Raw genomic sequence first — 16,159 nt, forward strand, 5'->3', positions numbered from 1 at the left:
CAAATATTGGTTACGGTTTAATCAAATATAACGCTAACTATTTGAATTATCAACAACAAAGTTAGTATTTTGTTTAAAAGTTTTTTAGTGAAAGTAAGGATCGGTAGATTCTTTTAACAAATTTTAACAGCTATTGCGCATGTCAAATGAAATGCTAAAATTTGGCGCAGTAAATGTACTTGTTTAAAGTACAAACAAAAAGTATATTTTTGCATTATATTTTGAAATAAAATAATCATTAAATGACAGATAACAGTCATCACAACAGTATCAATAAAGTAAGCTTCGCTGGATTATTGATCAGTTTAGGAATCGTGTTTGGAGATATCGGTACCTCACCGCTATATGTCTTCAAAGCAATCATGGGACAAGGTGCCATTCAAAAAGATCTTGTTTTGGGTGGTCTCTCCTGCGTATTTTGGACACTGACACTGCAAACAACCATCAAATACGTTTGGGTAACCCTGCGTGCGGACAACAAAGGCGAGGGTGGGATTCTTTCACTTTATTCTTTAGTTCGCAAACGGGCACCATGGTTGATTTTCCCTGCAATGATCGGCGCAGCAACGCTACTAGCTGACGGGATGATTACACCAGCCATCACCATATCCTCTGCGATAGAAGGTTTGGACATTAAATTTCCAGGGTTACCCACTGTACCTATTGTCGTTACAATTATTTCCCTACTTTTTATTATTCAACGGTTTGGTACTTCTGTTGTTGGAAAGGTATTCGGCCCATTAATGACCATATGGTTCACCATTATTGGTGTCCTTGGTTTATCTCACCTACATTTGGCACCGGAGGTCATGAAGGCGATTAATCCATATTATGCCTTTCATATCCTAGTAACTTACCCACACTCCTTACTCTTGATCGGGGCAGTATTCCTCTGTACAACAGGAGCGGAAGCCTTGTATTCAGATATGGGACACTGTGGCAAGGCCAATATTCGCATTAGCTGGATCTATGTCAAGATCACATTGGTATTAAATTATTTTGGTCAAGGCGCCTGGTTATTAACACAGGAAGGTCGTGTTTTAGGTGGAGCAAATCCGTTTTACTCCATTATGCCAGATTGGTTTATCGGTTACGGTATTGCTATCGCAACTATTGCTGCCGTGATCGCCAGTCAGGCCATGATATCCGGATCCTATACCTTAATTTCAGAAGCTGTACGTCTAAATATCTGGCCCAAAGTCGCCATCCGCTACCCAAGCGAGCATAAAGGGCAACTCTATGTACCTTCGATCAACCTTATTCTCTGGATTGGCTGTATGATTGTTATCTGGGTTTTTGAAGAATCGAGCAAAATGGATGCAGCCTATGGTCTCGCCATTAACTTAACGGTACTGATGACAACCGTTTTAATGGGATATTTCCTAGCGATGAAGAAAGTCAATCGCGTACTGATTGGCGTTTTCTTAGTTGCCTATTTTGTGATCGAATTAACCTTTTTGATCGGTAACGGTGTAAAAATTGCCCATGGTGGCTGGTTGACACTTTTGTTGGCAATCGCCCTGTTTGGTACAATGTATTGTTGGTATACCGCGCGTAAGATTAAAAATCGTTTTGTCAATTTTATCAATATCAACAAATACTATCCGATTATATCGGAATTGAGTGAAGACAAGTCCGTACCGCCTTTTGCTTCACATTTGGTATACTTGACCAGCGCAAATTTCAAATCTGAAATTGAAGCAAAAATTATCTACTCCATCATTAATAAAAAACCTAAGCGCGCTGACGTTTACTGGTTAGTCCATGTAGATGTGATGGATCATCCCCACACCCGGGAGTACTCCATTGATCAACTAATCCCTGGAAAACTTATACGGATCGACTTTAAATTAGGTTTTAGAGAAGAACAGCGTATCAGTCTACTTTTCAGGAAAGTCGTTGAAGACATGGTTAAAAAAGGCGAAATCGACATTACAAGCCAATACGACACATTGCGTAAACATAATATCCCTGGAGATTTTAAATTTGTTGTACTGGAAAAAGTACTGTCCAAAACCAACCAGATGTCCTGGATCGAAAAAGTCATTATGGATATTTACGGATACCTGAAAAAAATGAGCTTATCGGAAGAAAAAGGATTCGGTCTGGACTCCAGTTTCGTTACGATTGAGCGGGTTCCGTTAAACTTTCCGCAGACATCGGAGGTTCATCTCACACGGAAAGATTAAGTCATTAAAGGTGGTGCAAAAGCATCACCTTTTTTATTCAATAGAATTCCATTACTTTTGTTGCAAATATTATAACATGGCAGACGCTAATCCAACAAAGAAATTACACCCTCGAAATAGACATCTCGATAATTACAATTTTGACGAGCTTAGCAAAATCGAACCCTCATTAAAAGATTTTGTTACACTCAATGCCTATAAAATCAAAACGATTGATTTTAACAATCCCGAAGCTGTTAAAGTATTAAATCAAGCACTTCTAAAAAAATACTATCACATCCAACATTGGGATATTCCAAAAGAAAATCTATGCCCACCTATCCCAGGCAGAGCAGACTATATCCATTATGTTGCTGATGTACTTGCCAGAGATAATAATGGCGAAATCCCAAAAGGGGGGAAAGTACGGGTCCTCGATATCGGCGTGGGAGCGAGTTGTATCTATCCTATTATCGGCCACCAAGAATATGGGTGGAGTTTTGTTGGCTCAGAAATTATTAAAAGAGCTTATAAAAACGCGATTGAAATTACGCGTACCAACATGAGCTTAAAAAAGAACATCCAGATAAGATTACAAAACAATCCAAAAGCGATTTTCAAAGATATCATTCTTCCAGATGAAAAATTTGATATGATCATCTGCAACCCGCCCTTCTTTAGTTCCCAAACAGAAGCATTACAACAATCCGTACGTAAAACCACGGGTATAAAAAATGCTAAATTAGACGAGAACACTGTTGTGCAGACTTTTTCAGGACAAGGAAGTGAGCTTTGGTGCGATGGTGGCGAGAAAGCCTTCTTGACTCGCATGATATTTGAAAGTCAGTTCTATAAAGATCAGGTTAAATGGTTCTCTTCATTGGTGGCTCACCGTGAAGATGTCCGTTTCTTACAGCATAAACTAAAAAAAATCAACGTAAAAGAATCTGAAGTCATCCGCATGGAACAAGGCAACAAAGTAAGCCGAATCCTATTGTGGCGATTTTAAATTAAACAAAAAAGGAGCTTTAAAAGCTCCTTTTTTGTTTAAAGAATTAGATTCCAGCACTAAATAGATACCGATTTATTTAACTTGGAATGTTTATAGCCATACATAAAATAAACGCCCAGTCCAATCACCAACCAAATCACAAAAATAATCCAGTTACTGGCCCCGAGCTCCGTCATCAGATACAAATTGATCAAAATTCCAATAACAGGCAAGAGCGAAAAATTCATCTTAAAGCTATAAACGCTCAACCCCAGCCAGGTAAGCCAAAAAATAATCACCAACATTTTATGCTCTAGGATTTCAACCAGTGATAAAGACTTCCACTCCTGTATGGTCTCCTTCGCATAGATAGAAATCATTACTATTGCGACAAGAAGTCCTAGTCCTACTATATATTTACCATTGATGTATGGAACTTTAAATTTAGATTTGGCCGATAAGCCCGAATAGTCCATATACAGTACACCAGCACACACTAAAATAAAAGCAAAGAAGGTACCGACGCTTGTCAAATCGACAAAAAAGTCCATCTTGAAAAATAAAGAAGGAATTGCGACGACTAGACCCGTTACAATTGTTGCGAAAGAAGGTGTTTTATATTTTGGATGAATTGTCGCAAACTTCTTCCACAATAAACCATCCCGGCTCATTGTCATCCAAATCCTTGGTTGAGCCAATTGATAGACCAAGAGTGCGCTCGTAATCGCAATAACCGATGTTACCGATATAATGCCAGCCATATGGTCAAATCCGACATATTTAAACACGAACGCCAAAGGATCTTTGACATTAAGTTCGGTGTAGTTTACCATACCTGTAAGAACCAAAGTAATAGCAACATACAATACCGTACAGATCAGTAGGCAATAAATCATGGCTTTAGGCAGATCCCGTTGCGGATTTTTACATTCCTCAGCAGTTGTGGAAATCGAATCAAACCCGATAAAAGCAAAGAATACGGCAGCCACACTTCCAAGCACCCCTTGTAAGCCATTTGGCGCAAAAGGAGTCCAATTTTCAGGTTTCACGTAAAATATACCACCAAAAATAACCGCTAGGATGATCCCGACCTTGATCATCACCATAATCATACTCGCTTTTTGGGACTCCTTGATGCCTATATAAACAAGCCACGTAACCAAAAATGTAATTACACCTGCCGGCAAATCAAATATAATAGGCATTCCTGCGATCCGAGGAGCGCTGTTAAAAGCTGCTAGACCATGTTGGTCAATGGCCGTAAGGCTTGCTACACCGTGTTGGTTCATTTTATCAACAGCATCATAAGCGTATCCGGGCGCCATGGAAAGCCAAGCGGGGATATGTAAACCAAAGCCCTCCAGCATCGAAACAAAATACTGCGACCAGGAAATAGCAATAACAGTATTGGAAACCGCATATTCCAACACGAGCGCCCAACCTATAATCCAGGCAAACAGTTCTCCAAAAGCCACATAAGCATACGTATAAGCCGATCCGGAGACGGGTACAGTACTAGCAAACTGTGCATATGCCAGAGCTGTAAACACGCAGGCAAAGGCCGTAAAAATAAAAAGAAGAGAAACAGCGGGACCACCTTCATAACTCGCTAATCCGATGGTGCTAAAGATTCCAGCGCCCACAATAGCGGCTATACCCAATGAAACCAGATCGGTTACCCCCAAAACCTTCGCGAGGCCAGTTCCACCCTCCTTTTGGGTATCCGCTAGGATCTGATCAACACTTTTCTTCCGAAAAAGTCTATGTGACATGTAAAATTAGTTTTATACGTAAAATTATGCGAAAATAAATATTTTCAAGGTCTTATACTATTGGTATTTTTCAGGTAGACTATTTAAAGTCGACCAATTCATAATGAATATCATGGTAAATCTCCTGATAATCCCCCATATGATGCTGTAAATAAGAAATCAACTGAGAAGTCAATAATTCACGTTGCTGCTCCTGAACCTCAAATTGCCATACACGTTTACAGATATTGAAAAGCGCACCAGCAATTTTTTCAATATGTGCATAATCATAGATGTATTTCCAGTCAATAAATTGATGGTAAAATTTCTCAAATTTAGGGATATCATCTAATTGGTTTATTTTGAGAAATTTTCGCACGGCCTCGTCATTCACCTGAGACATTGCAGTGTAGAATTTATCTATGGAAACCGCTTTTTGCTGTGTCAGGATATGATCCAATAATAGCTCCAATGCAATATGTGCCATAAAGGAAGGCCGAATTGGCAGTCCCTGTAAACTGGACTGTATCTGTAACTTTAATTGATGTGTATGATGAAAAAAATACGTTGAATTATGAAAAAGGCGATCAACTTCAATATGACGGTTCCAGCCGATATAAAGTTGTTCCAACAAGGGATTATCCAGCAGTTGATCTTCGTATTGTCGGGGCTTGAGCACAAAAGTTTTATCGGCATTTTTTAATAAGTCGGGTAGCAATCCACCGATTATTCGCTCGGGATTGGTCGCAAACCGCTCAAAATAAAAATGGGATAAAAAATTCATATTAGCTTATTAGCGTGTGCTTTTATCAGGAATTATTCGCTCAATATACGCTTAATCTCCTATCTTTGCATCTTGTAAATTAAAAAATTAAATCCATTTAACAATGAGCTTTGTAGAAGAATTACGTTGGAGAGGCATGTTGCAAGATATTATGCCTGGAACTGAAGACTTACTGAATAAAGAAAAAGTCGCTGGCTATATTGGCTTTGATCCCACAGGAGACTCTCTACACGTAGGACACTTAACTCAAATCATGACCTTGATCCATTTCCAAAATGCGGGCCATAAACCCGTGGCATTGGTAGGTGGAGCAACAGGAATGATTGGAGACCCTTCTTTCAAATCTGCAGAGCGTAACTTACTTGACGAGGCAACTTTACAACATAATGTTACCTGTCTAAAAAAACAGTTAGGCAAATTTCTTGAATTTGGAGAAGGCGAAAATGATGCCCAAATGGTTAATAATTACGACTGGTTCAAAGATTTCAAATTTTTGGATTTTATTCGTGATATCGGTAAAATGATTACCGTAAACTATATGATGGCAAAGGATTCCGTAAAAAAACGTTTAGAAGGGGACAATGGTCTATCATTTACGGAGTTTACCTATCAATTGATTCAAGGTTACGATTTTTATTACCTATGGAAACACCACAATTGTAAAATACAAATGGGTGGATCTGATCAATGGGGTAATATTGTCACCGGAAGTGAAATGATCCGTCGCCAAGATCAAGGCACAGCTTATGCAATCACCACACAATTGATTAAAAAAGCAGATGGCCAAAAATTCGGTAAAACAGAATCTGGAGCAGTGTGGCTTGATCCAAAGAAGACTTCACCCTATAAATATTACCAATTCTGGTTAAACACATCCGATGACGATGCTAAAAACTGGATTAAGATCTTTACGCTTAAACCACAGGCTGAAATTGAGGCGATCATTGCTGAACATGACGCAGCACCACATTTACGCATTGTCCAAAAAGCATTGGCCAAAGATATTACCATTCGTACGCACTCCGAAGAAGCTTATGAAACTGCGATCAAGACATCTGAGTTTCTTTTTGGCAATGGCACATTGGAATTTTTAGACAACCTGGATCACGAGGCTGTAATGGAAGTATTTGAAGGTATTCCGCAGTTCGAAGTAACAAAAGAAGATCTAAAGGCAGGAATCAATATTCTCGATCTTTTAGCTGTAAATACGCAGGTTTTCCCTTCAAAAGGCGAAGCACGTAAAATGCTCCAAGGAGGTGGTGTTTCTATCAACCGCGAAAAAGTAACAGATAGCGAGCAAATTATCACCGAAAGCAATTTGGTGAATAATAAATACATCATTGCACAGCGAGGCAAGAAAAACTATTATTTGATTATTGCATAAGTGTAGTTTTATTTAATAAAAAACCCTTTTAACCGTGTTAAAAGGGTTTTTTATTTCTGATAAATAGCCACTCCACTAGGTCACAAGAACCTAACCCATTTTAAACTCATTTCGGCCCTTTAACCATTTATTTCAATAGCTTTTCAAAAGCACGACGGGAGGCACCGCGAAAATACACCTCCCCGCAATATTGATAGCCCAACTTGTCAAATACATGTAACATACCGGCATTATCAAAATTCGTATCTACCTTGATACTATATACAGCATTCTGGACAGCGATTTCTTCCACTCCTTGCATAATAGCCGTACCAACACCTTTTATATGGGGATCCTGAGCCGAAGCCAAACGGTGAATGCCTACATATTCACCATCGCTAAGCCATTTACCATCAATATCATTGTAAGCAGGCTCAATATCGAAAATAATAGCAACATACCCAATGATGTTACCATCAAATTCCAACACATGCCCATATTCTCTATCGATATCAGATTGCACTACATCCTCATTTGGATAACCGTCTTGCCACTGCCGGCTCCCCTGCTCCTTGCGCAATGCTATTGCCTGCTGTATAATCTCCCAAATTCTTCCTTTATCAGTTTGTTTCGCTTTCCGTATCTGAAACTTATTCATAATGCCTTAATTTGATCAGTAAAGCTACATAATTTACTTTAACTCTAAAAGACAGACCAAACAGGACTATTCTTTCCTGTTTACCGCTATCTTAATAGCAAATCTCTTCTCAGGGCATAGTATTTGCTAGTTATAATTGCTATTATTCATTTAGTAGCCTATCTGAAATTATTCGTTTATGAAAAAAATACAAACTTAAAATAATAGTCTACATGATCTTCAAAATACTATCAAAATAACTAAGTTTGTAAGCAGTATAATTGTGAGCTTTTCAATGTCAAATAAAGGAAATACATTTAGGCAGGCAGGAAATTCAGTTTCTGGCAAGCGTGCCCTATCAAAAGAATCGGCAACATTTAAAAAGGAAAAAAGTCAAAAGCCCAGCATCCCTAGAGATTATTCAGATGCCCAGCAGAAGACTGTCAAAATTTTAGGGATTTTGTTGATCTTACTTTCATTGGCCTTTGCCACCGCTTTTGTTTCCTATCTTTTTACCTGGGAAGATGACCAAAGTTATATCGCCAAAACAAATGGCGGTTGGAGCACCCTTTTTAGTTCGTCCGAAGAAATTCACGATGAGGCTGTCGAACTACCTGTCGTTGACAATAAGTTAGGAAAATTTGGAGCCTTACTTGCCAACCAGTTTATGTATGAGTGGTTTGGGGTTGCTTCTTTCCTTTTTATCCCGGTATTGTTCATTTTGGGCTATCGTTTATTATTCAAAAAATCATTACTTCCACTATACCGCACTGTCGTTTATTCATTTGTAGCGATTGTTTTTATTTCAGTCACATTGGGATTTTTACACGGTTTTATGGCAGATACACCACATATGCTGGAAGGTAAATTTGGTTTTTGGACCAATAAGCTCTTGGAAGCACAGGTGGGAGTTGTGGGTGTGGGCTGTATTTTAGCATTCGCGTACCTGACGACATTGATACTCTTGTACAATTTAGATTTTAAATTCGTCTTGTTTAGCAATCGCAAATCCAAATCGTTATCCGAGGATCTCGAGGATGAAGACGAAGAAGATTCCTATTCCACAAATAGTTTAAGAACGAAAGTTCATGTTGAAGATGATTCGATACAATCTGTGAGAGAATCCTTCCAACGGCCAACTTCAATCAATGAACGGTTTCAATCCAATCGGGAGAAAAATTTACAGGAAGAGCTTGAGCGCCCCGCATTTACGCATCATCCCATACCAGAGGCACAAATAGATCCAAAGGACAAGGTTGTCCTCACCTTTGATGATAGCCCGCTGGAACGCACAGAACATACGCCCTCAATTAGCTTCACCATTGATCAACCGGAGGATGATAACGAAGATGAAGAAGATACCCTACACCTTCAGGCGAATTCCAGTCCGAGCATATCGATTGCAGCACCTGCGGAGCCAGAACCTCCTCTTGAGGTTGCTGTAATCCCAGGTCTAGTTGTCGAAGACATCAAAGAGGAAAAGGAAATAACAGCAAGTGATCTTGTTGCCCAATTTGGTCAATATGACCCAAAATTAGACCTATCAGGCTATCAACATCCGACACTTGACTTGCTCAGAGATTACGGAACAGGGAAAATAACGATCAATCAACATGAACTTGAAGCCAACAAAAACAAGATTGTTGATACGCTTAGAAATTATAGCATTGAGATTGAAAGTATAAAAGCGACAATCGGACCTACGGTTACCTTATATGAGATTATCCCGAAACCAGGTGTACGGATTTCAAAAATCAAAAACCTGGAAGACGATATTGCCTTAAGCCTTGCGGCACTCGGAATCCGGATTATTGCACCAATGCCAGGTAAAGGAACCATCGGGATCGAGGTACCAAATTCGAGTCCAGAAATGGTCTCCATGCGCTCGGTTTTAGCGACGGAGAAATTCCAAAAAACGGATATGGATTTACCAATTGCCTTGGGAAAAACCATATCCAATGAAGTGTACATTGCTGATTTGGCAAAGATGCCCCACCTTTTGGTTGCGGGAGCTACGGGCCAGGGTAAATCAGTCGGTATCAATGCGATTTTGACATCCCTATTGTACAAAAAGCATCCTGCTGAGCTTAAATTTGTGCTTGTCGACCCTAAAAAAGTGGAACTTTCTCTATTCAAAAAAGTTGAACGCCATTTCTTGGCCAAGCTACCGGATGAGGAGGAAGCGATCATTACAGATACAAAAAAGGTAATCAATACCTTAAACTCACTTTGTATTGAAATGGACCAGCGTTATGACCTATTGAAAAACGCACAGGTTCGGAATTTAAAGGAATATAATGCAAAATTTATCAATCGTAGATTAAACCCTGAGGAGGGTCATCGATTCTTACCATATATCGTTCTTATTGTTGATGAGTTTGCCGATTTGATGATGACTGCCGGAAAAGAAGTCGAAACCCCTATTGCACGATTGGCCCAATTGGCCCGTGCCGTGGGAATTCACCTGGTCATTGCGACCCAACGTCCTTCAGTCAATATCATTACAGGTACAATCAAAGCCAACTTCCCGGCACGTCTTGCTTTCCGTGTATTATCGAAAGTAGATTCGCGAACTATCTTAGATACGGGCGGAGCAGACCAGTTAATTGGTCGCGGGGATATGCTACTGGCTACTGGAAGTGATTTGATACGTATCCAGTGTGCATTTGTCGATACACCAGAAGTTGAACAGATTTCCGATTACATCGGAGCGCAACGCGGTTATCCATCGGCATTTATGCTGCCGGAATATGTAGATGAAAACGGAGAGGGTTCAGGTAGTGTAGATTTTGATCCAAAAGATCGCGATCAATTGTTTGAAGAAGCTGCCCGTTTGATTGTCATGCATCAACAAGGCTCTACATCCTTAATCCAACGTAAATTGAAATTGGGTTATAACAGAGCTGGACGAATCATCGATCAACTGGAAGCCGCCGGAATTGTAGGCCCATTTGAAGGAAGTAAAGCACGTGAAGTACTTTATCCCGATGAATATTCATTAGAACAGTATTTGGAGACGCTAAGAAACAATTAACATGAAAAAACAACTCGGATTAGTGCTGAGCTTTTTGCTACTTATAGGGAGTCAATATGGCTATGCACAAAATGACGCAAAAGCATTACTTAATAAAATAAGTCAAAAATACAATGGATATAAGACCATACAGGCTGGTTTCACATTGGACATCAGACAAGCAAATGGCGGTACGCACAGCGATGTAGGCACACTGTATCTCGACAAGGCAAATAACAAATACCATGTCAACACCAAAAATCAAATTCTGATTTCAGATTCCAAAACGCAATGGAATATCATGAAAGCAGAGAAAGAAGTTGAAATATCGGAAGCAAGCAACTCGACAAATGAGATCAATCCCACAAATATTTTCTCGTTTTATACCTCCGGGTTCAAGTATGCTTTAGCACGTGCGGAAAAAGCAAAGGGAACGAGTTTAAGTGTTGTGGAATTGACACCGGTTGATAGCAAAAAGAACTATTCCAAAATTAAATTGCGGATCAATAAAGCGAATAATTTGATTTATGATACGACTATTTTTGATAAGAGTGGTAATCGTTATACCTACACCTTGAATGCACAGGAAGGAAACAAGAACATTGCATCCAGCTTCTTCACTTTCAACAAAAATAACTACGCGGGATTCGACATTGTCGACCTAAGATAAGATCTGCCAGCACATTGGATCAAACCGCTGGCCAAATAACGTAACAAAAAAGGATTTCCCAATGGGAAATCCTTTTTTGTTAATGTCTAGTCGCTATATCTACAGCATATTAGGTTCTTTGTCCAGCGTCTCTGTCTCTTTATCTGCATAACGGGAATAACCGTGTTTCTGTGGATGCTCGATAATTTCCTTCATGGAAACCAATTTATACACATAAGATCCGGTCTCATTGTTCAATTTCAAAGCAAAGTAATCATCCTTTTTCTGCCTTCTTATCGAACCTTTTAAACTACCATCACCTACATTGTAAGCGGCTGCCACCAACGTCCAGTTACCGAATTGAGCGTAGAGGTATTTTAAATAACGGGCTGCCGCATGAGTAGATTTTATGAGATCCTTTCGATCATCCACTGCGCCGTTGACCCGCAGACCATACAAGCGTGCCGTTGCTGGCATAAATTGCCAATAACCACCAGCCCCTTTAGAAGAAACAACAGCCTTGCTCAGACCGCTCTCCACCAATGGGATGTACTTAAAATCTTCTGGAATACCATGTGATTTCAGGATCTTGGCGATCGTAGGCAGGTAGGTTTCCGCCTTTTTATGCATATCATACGATCCTGTTTTTTTAAATGAAAACCTACTGAAGAACTTCCGCAATTTGCTTTCCACCAAGGGGCGATCCATCGGTAATGAATCTTCAGCAAACGTTAATGAACTCAGGTAAGATTCAAAAGAATTCCTTTTTTCTTTTTTCTCTTCGTCGCCTCCATGATGAGCTGGAGTTTCGACCAACTTCGCCGCAACGATCTTATCGCTGCCAGAAGTGTTGTTGTGTGGGGTTGAGTATAATTTTGACAGCAATAAAGCAAACAAAATCAAACTACTACATAATACTTTCTTTCTTATCATTCACTCCCTTAATGCTATCCTATCCACGAGTAAATTCGATCAAAAAATAGCTTGGTTCAAATTCAAGGGTACAAAGATAAATAGTATTTATTTAAAAAACAAATAGTTACGTTACAGCTATCTTAAAGGGCTTTTTTTAGCGCTCAAATCACTAAAATGCGAGAAAAGACAAAAAGATAAGGATTTTTTCGCAAAACCCAAAATTATGCCTAACTTTGCAGTTCACATTTTAGCAAAACACAATGCCATTCAGCAATAAAAGGAACAGTCGTGATGACAACTCCAGAAAGTCACGGGGCAACTCAGATAACTTCAAATCTAGAGGCGACAAGAACAATAGTTTCGGTAAAAAATCATCCTTTGGTTCAAAGGACCAATCTGAAAGAGGTTCTTTCAGAAAAGATGACAACCGTGAAAACAGATCATTTGGATCTAATAAATACGCAGACAAACCTTCATTTCGAGGGGAAAGCAACTCCTTCCGTTCAAAAGATAACGCAGACAGACCTTTCAATAGAGGCGGTCGTTCATTTGACAGAAATGAATCATCAAGATCTTTTGACAAGAGAGATTCCTTCAACAAATTTGATAAATCTGAACGTCCTTTCGATAAAAAAGATAATTTCAAACGTTCGGATAGAAATGATTCTTCTAGATCTTTCGATAGAAAAGAAGGTTCATTTGATAAAAGAGATAGCTTCAAACGTACAGACAGAAGTGATTCATCACGGTCTTTTGATAAAAGAGATGGTTTCAGACGCTCGGATAGAAATGATTCTTCAAGATCTTTCGACAAGAGAGATACGGCACGGTCTTTTGACCGCAGAGAAGGTTCCTTTGAAAAAAGAGACTCGTACAAACGTTTTGATAACAATGAGCGCTCCTCAAACGATCGCAACAAAAGTTTCGACAGACCTTATAAACCATCCAATAGAAAATTTGATGGCGATAGAAACAGAAACTTTGATGAAAACAAAAATTTTGACGAGAAGCAATATATTAAGCGTCCTAAAAAGAAAGCTGAAACTTCAACAGAAGATGACGGCCTAATCCGCTTAAACCGATATATCGCCAATGCGGGCATCTGTTCCAGACGTAAAGCGGACGAATTAATCGCTGCAGGAGTAATTTGGGTAAACGGAGAGCCGGTTTCTGAATTAGGGACTAAAGTTGATCCTGCGACAGACGAAATCCGTTATAACAACGAACGTCTAAAGCGCGAGAAAATGGTCTATGTTCTACTTAATAAACCAAAGGACTATATTACGACTACGGATGATCCTCAGGAACGTCATACGGTAATGGAGCTAGTTTCCAAAGCAACCAAAGAACGGATTTATCCTGTTGGCCGTCTTGACAGAAATACCACAGGATTACTTTTGATGACAAACGATGGCAATCTTGCGGAAAAACTTTCCCACCCTCGCAACAGCATCAGCAAAATTTACAATGTAGAGCTTAACAAGAGTCTTACTCAAGGAGATTTCAATAAAATTAATTTTGGTATTGAATTGGAAGACGGTGTCATCAAACCAGATGATTTAAGCTATGTACAAGGAGGTTCCAAAAGAGAAATAGGTATTCAGATCCACTCTGGTAAAAACCGTATTGTACGCCGTATTTTTGAATCTTTGGGTTATGAGGTCGTCAAGTTAGATCGTGTTGTTTATGCAAACCTGACGAAAAAGGATTTACCACGCGGACGTTGGAGATATCTGGAAGAGAGAGAAATTGTGCAATTGAAACATTTGATTTAATCAAATTACATTTGATACATAAAATAAAGGACGGTCATTCAGTTAACCGTCCTTTATTTTTTATATTTGCTCCTGATAAGAAGAGTATAAAAAATTAAAGAATATGACTGATCCAAAAACACTTTCATCCGTAGCGGAATTCCATAAGACATTTCAACATCCGATCTTGGATGCACCGACGATTCCTTCCGAACAAAGATGTGCCTTACGGGTTTCTTTGATCGCTGAAGAGCTAAAAGAGCTCGAAGAAGCTATTCAGGACAAAGATCTTGTGGAAATCGCAGACGCCTTATGTGATATTCAATACGTCTTGGCTGGAGCTGTTCTTGAATTTGGCTTAAAAGACAAGTTTTCAGCGCTTTTCGATGAAGTACAGCGCTCTAACATGAGTAAAGCATGTAAGGACGAAGCCGAAGCTATCGCCACCCAAGAACATTATAAACTGAAAGGAGTAGAATCTTACTATAAAGAAGTTGACGGGAAATTTTTAGTCTTTAGAACAGCTGACAATAAAACACTCAAATCCATTAATTATTCTCCAGCGGATCTCAAGAGCATTGTCGAAGGATAATTTGCCATAGGGTATATCCTAAAATAAATACGGCCTCCATAGGAGGCCGTATTTATTTTAGGATATCTTAATTTCCAATCTTTATGGAATGTTATAATCTATTTTTCATCGGAGAACTCTATTAATTGCATTGAAAGAGACTGCCTTGCACTACTTTCCGGGCCTCTAGCCCTTTGTCGATATAGGTCTGAATACCTGACTTCGGCAATCCCCAGTTAGGCGCGATCAACAGCTCCTTATCGGCAATACCGAAAATACGCTGAATAATCAGGTCTGAACGCAAACGTGGTATAAATTTGGACAAGAAATCCGTATAGCCTTCCATAGAAAATAATTCAAAAGGCTCACGCTTGTATTTTACGCCCATAATAGAGCCTTCCACAATATGTAAATGATGCAGTTTGACGAACTTAATTTGCGGGAAGCGATTGATCTCATCCGCATACTTTAACATCATTTCCTCAGTCTCCCATGGAAATCCGAAAATTGTATGGACACAGAGTTCCAAAGGTGTATCCTTTAGCATATCCATCGTTTTAACGAATTCGTCGTGCGAGCATCCTCTGTTGATTTTATCCAAAGTATCGTTATAAATAGACTCCATACCCATTTCCAGATCGACATCATAACGATCTGTATAGGATTCCAGCAAGGCTATTTTTTCAAAGTCCAGACAATCCGGACGTGTGCCCACGGAAAGACCTAATGTATTTTCGGGATCTATGCTTAACGCTTCATCATACATCATTTTCAACAGATGTGTGGGTGCATAGGTATTTGTATTGGGCTGGAAATAGATGATAAACTTTTCCGCACCGTAGCTATTACGCGCTCTTTCAATCCCGGATTCAACCTGCTCGCGTATCGAAGGAATTTTACGGGCTGTATCTGGTGTAAAAGAATCAACATTACAGTAAGTACAGCCACCATACCCTTTACTACCGTCACGGTTGGGGCATGTAAAATTGCCATCCACAATCACTTTAAACACTTTCTGTCCGTTATACTTTTGCTTTAAATAAGCCCCGTAATGATTATACGGTTTAATTCCGTTATCCAATAATGTACCCATTGCGCTGCAAAGTTACTTAATAAAAATCACAAATAGATTACTGCTCAGGAACAAAGCTTGAAAGCGTCTTCCATTATTGTGTCATTTTCAAAGATACTTCTGCCCAAGCAAACAATATTCTGAAGACTCATATGGTCACTGCGTGCTATATGAAATCCTATCAGTACAAAGGGGACTTATTATAGGTTCTGCCTAACAGTTAATATAGATATCTAGTTTTGTAAAAGAGCTTGTGGACTGCAAACGATTGTCCAATAAAATCCTGTTGCAGGAATAAAGGGACTGTACGGAACTTCCCATCCAGCCCTGTTGGCTGCCCCCAGAAAAGCAGGAGAAGAGTAAAGTATGCAAACGAAAGAAGCCCTTGACTGTTTCCAGCAAGGGCTTCCGTGTAAAAAAAGGCACCGACCTACTCTCCCACCTGTTACGGCAATACCATCGGCTCTGGCGGGCTTGACTGCTCTGTTCGG

The 16,159-nt window shown here is 39.5% G+C and carries 13 protein-coding genes; 7 read left to right on the forward strand and 6 right to left on the reverse strand.

What is annotated here, in order from left to right; genetic code table 11:
• The first annotated feature begins 242 nt into the window (after positions 1-242).
• Positions 243-2,189: a KUP/HAK/KT family potassium transporter gene (locus tag BWD42_RS17670; RefSeq protein WP_077437730.1), complete on the forward strand. Its 1,947-nt coding sequence runs from the start codon at positions 243-245 to the stop codon at positions 2,187-2,189.
• 76 nt (positions 2,190-2,265) lie between these two features.
• On the forward strand, positions 2,266-3,177 hold the full coding sequence (gene rlmF / locus BWD42_RS17675; RefSeq protein WP_077437732.1) for a 23S rRNA (adenine(1618)-N(6))-methyltransferase RlmF: 912 nt from the start codon (positions 2,266-2,268) through the stop codon (positions 3,175-3,177).
• A 59-nt stretch (positions 3,178-3,236) separates the two neighbouring features.
• Here rlmF and BWD42_RS17680 read toward each other — a convergent pair whose 3' ends face one another.
• Entirely contained in the window at positions 3,237-4,931 is a 1,695-nt protein-coding gene (locus BWD42_RS17680; RefSeq protein WP_077437733.1) for an amino acid permease, read from the reverse strand.
• Positions 4,932-5,010: 79 nt separating this feature from the next.
• The gene (locus BWD42_RS17685; protein ID WP_077437735.1) at positions 5,011-5,694 is read right to left on the reverse strand and encodes a hypothetical protein; all 684 of its coding nucleotides are present in this window, start codon (positions 5,692-5,694) and stop codon (positions 5,011-5,013) included.
• A gap of 103 nt (positions 5,695-5,797) precedes the next feature.
• Between BWD42_RS17685 and tyrS the strand changes: the two genes are divergently transcribed.
• A complete protein-coding gene (gene tyrS / locus BWD42_RS17690) occupies positions 5,798-7,078 on the forward strand; it encodes a tyrosine--tRNA ligase (protein ID WP_077437737.1) in 1,281 nt (426 codons plus the stop codon).
• A gap of 127 nt (positions 7,079-7,205) precedes the next feature.
• Here tyrS and BWD42_RS17695 read toward each other — a convergent pair whose 3' ends face one another.
• Positions 7,206-7,715 (reverse strand): GNAT family N-acetyltransferase, encoded by a 510-nt coding sequence (locus BWD42_RS17695; RefSeq protein ID WP_077437738.1) that lies wholly within the window; start codon positions 7,713-7,715, stop codon positions 7,206-7,208.
• A 274-nt stretch (positions 7,716-7,989) separates the two neighbouring features.
• Here BWD42_RS17695 and BWD42_RS17700 point away from each other — a divergent pair, with 274 nt between their 5' ends.
• Positions 7,990-10,728 (forward strand): FtsK/SpoIIIE family DNA translocase, encoded by a 2,739-nt coding sequence (locus tag BWD42_RS17700; RefSeq protein WP_077437740.1) that lies wholly within the window; start codon positions 7,990-7,992, stop codon positions 10,726-10,728.
• A gap of 1 nt (position 10,729) precedes the next feature.
• Positions 10,730-11,377, forward strand: coding sequence for a LolA family protein (locus BWD42_RS17705; RefSeq protein WP_077437741.1), 648 nt, complete (start codon positions 10,730-10,732; stop codon positions 11,375-11,377).
• A gap of 99 nt (positions 11,378-11,476) precedes the next feature.
• Here BWD42_RS17705 and BWD42_RS17710 read toward each other — a convergent pair whose 3' ends face one another.
• Positions 11,477-12,289: a lytic transglycosylase domain-containing protein gene (locus BWD42_RS17710; RefSeq protein WP_077437742.1), complete on the reverse strand. Its 813-nt coding sequence runs from the start codon at positions 12,287-12,289 to the stop codon at positions 11,477-11,479.
• A gap of 242 nt (positions 12,290-12,531) precedes the next feature.
• Between BWD42_RS17710 and BWD42_RS17715 the strand changes: the two genes are divergently transcribed.
• Positions 12,532-14,046, forward strand: a complete 1,515-nt coding sequence (locus BWD42_RS17715) for a pseudouridine synthase (protein WP_077437743.1) — start codon at positions 12,532-12,534, stop codon at positions 14,044-14,046.
• A gap of 103 nt (positions 14,047-14,149) precedes the next feature.
• Entirely contained in the window at positions 14,150-14,617 is a 468-nt protein-coding gene (locus BWD42_RS17720; RefSeq protein WP_077437744.1) for a nucleoside triphosphate pyrophosphohydrolase family protein, read from the forward strand.
• Between the two features lie 121 nt (positions 14,618-14,738).
• Here BWD42_RS17720 and BWD42_RS17725 read toward each other — a convergent pair whose 3' ends face one another.
• Complete coding sequence (locus tag BWD42_RS17725; RefSeq protein WP_077437745.1) at positions 14,739-15,689, reverse strand: TIGR01212 family radical SAM protein; 951 nt, start codon at positions 15,687-15,689, stop codon at positions 14,739-14,741.
• A 192-nt stretch (positions 15,690-15,881) separates the two neighbouring features.
• Positions 15,882-16,159 (reverse strand): hypothetical protein (locus BWD42_RS24900; RefSeq protein WP_217700099.1); only part of this gene is annotated, 278 nt, incomplete at its 5' end.

It is taken from the genome of Sphingobacterium sp. CZ-UAM (assembly GCF_002000245.1).
In the GTDB taxonomy this organism is placed as follows: Bacteria; Bacteroidota; Bacteroidia; order Sphingobacteriales; family Sphingobacteriaceae; genus Sphingobacterium.

What these genes read in the sequence shown, in the direction of transcription:
- BWD42_RS17700 (WP_077437740.1), top strand. Translation starts at nt 7,990, where the DNA reads ATGTCAAATAAAGGAAATACATTTAGGCAGGCAGGAAATTCAGTTTCT.
- BWD42_RS17685 (WP_077437735.1), bottom strand. Translation starts at nt 5,694, where the DNA reads ATGAATTTTTTATCCCATTTTTATTTTGAGCGGTTTGCGACCAATCCC.
- BWD42_RS17725 (WP_077437745.1), bottom strand. Translation starts at nt 15,689, where the DNA reads ATGGGTACATTATTGGATAACGGAATTAAACCGTATAATCATTACGGG.
- BWD42_RS17705 (WP_077437741.1), top strand. Translation starts at nt 10,730, where the DNA reads ATGAAAAAACAACTCGGATTAGTGCTGAGCTTTTTGCTACTTATAGGG.
- BWD42_RS17710 (WP_077437742.1), bottom strand. Translation starts at nt 12,289, where the DNA reads ATGATAAGAAAGAAAGTATTATGTAGTAGTTTGATTTTGTTTGCTTTA.
- BWD42_RS17680 (WP_077437733.1), bottom strand. Translation starts at nt 4,931, where the DNA reads ATGTCACATAGACTTTTTCGGAAGAAAAGTGTTGATCAGATCCTAGCG.
- BWD42_RS17695 (WP_077437738.1), bottom strand. Translation starts at nt 7,715, where the DNA reads ATGAATAAGTTTCAGATACGGAAAGCGAAACAAACTGATAAAGGAAGA.
- BWD42_RS17720 (WP_077437744.1), top strand. Translation starts at nt 14,150, where the DNA reads ATGACTGATCCAAAAACACTTTCATCCGTAGCGGAATTCCATAAGACA.
- BWD42_RS17670 (WP_077437730.1), top strand. Translation starts at nt 243, where the DNA reads ATGACAGATAACAGTCATCACAACAGTATCAATAAAGTAAGCTTCGCT.
- tyrS (WP_077437737.1), top strand. Translation starts at nt 5,798, where the DNA reads ATGAGCTTTGTAGAAGAATTACGTTGGAGAGGCATGTTGCAAGATATT.
- rlmF (WP_077437732.1), top strand. Translation starts at nt 2,266, where the DNA reads ATGGCAGACGCTAATCCAACAAAGAAATTACACCCTCGAAATAGACAT.
- BWD42_RS17715 (WP_077437743.1), top strand. Translation starts at nt 12,532, where the DNA reads ATGCCATTCAGCAATAAAAGGAACAGTCGTGATGACAACTCCAGAAAG.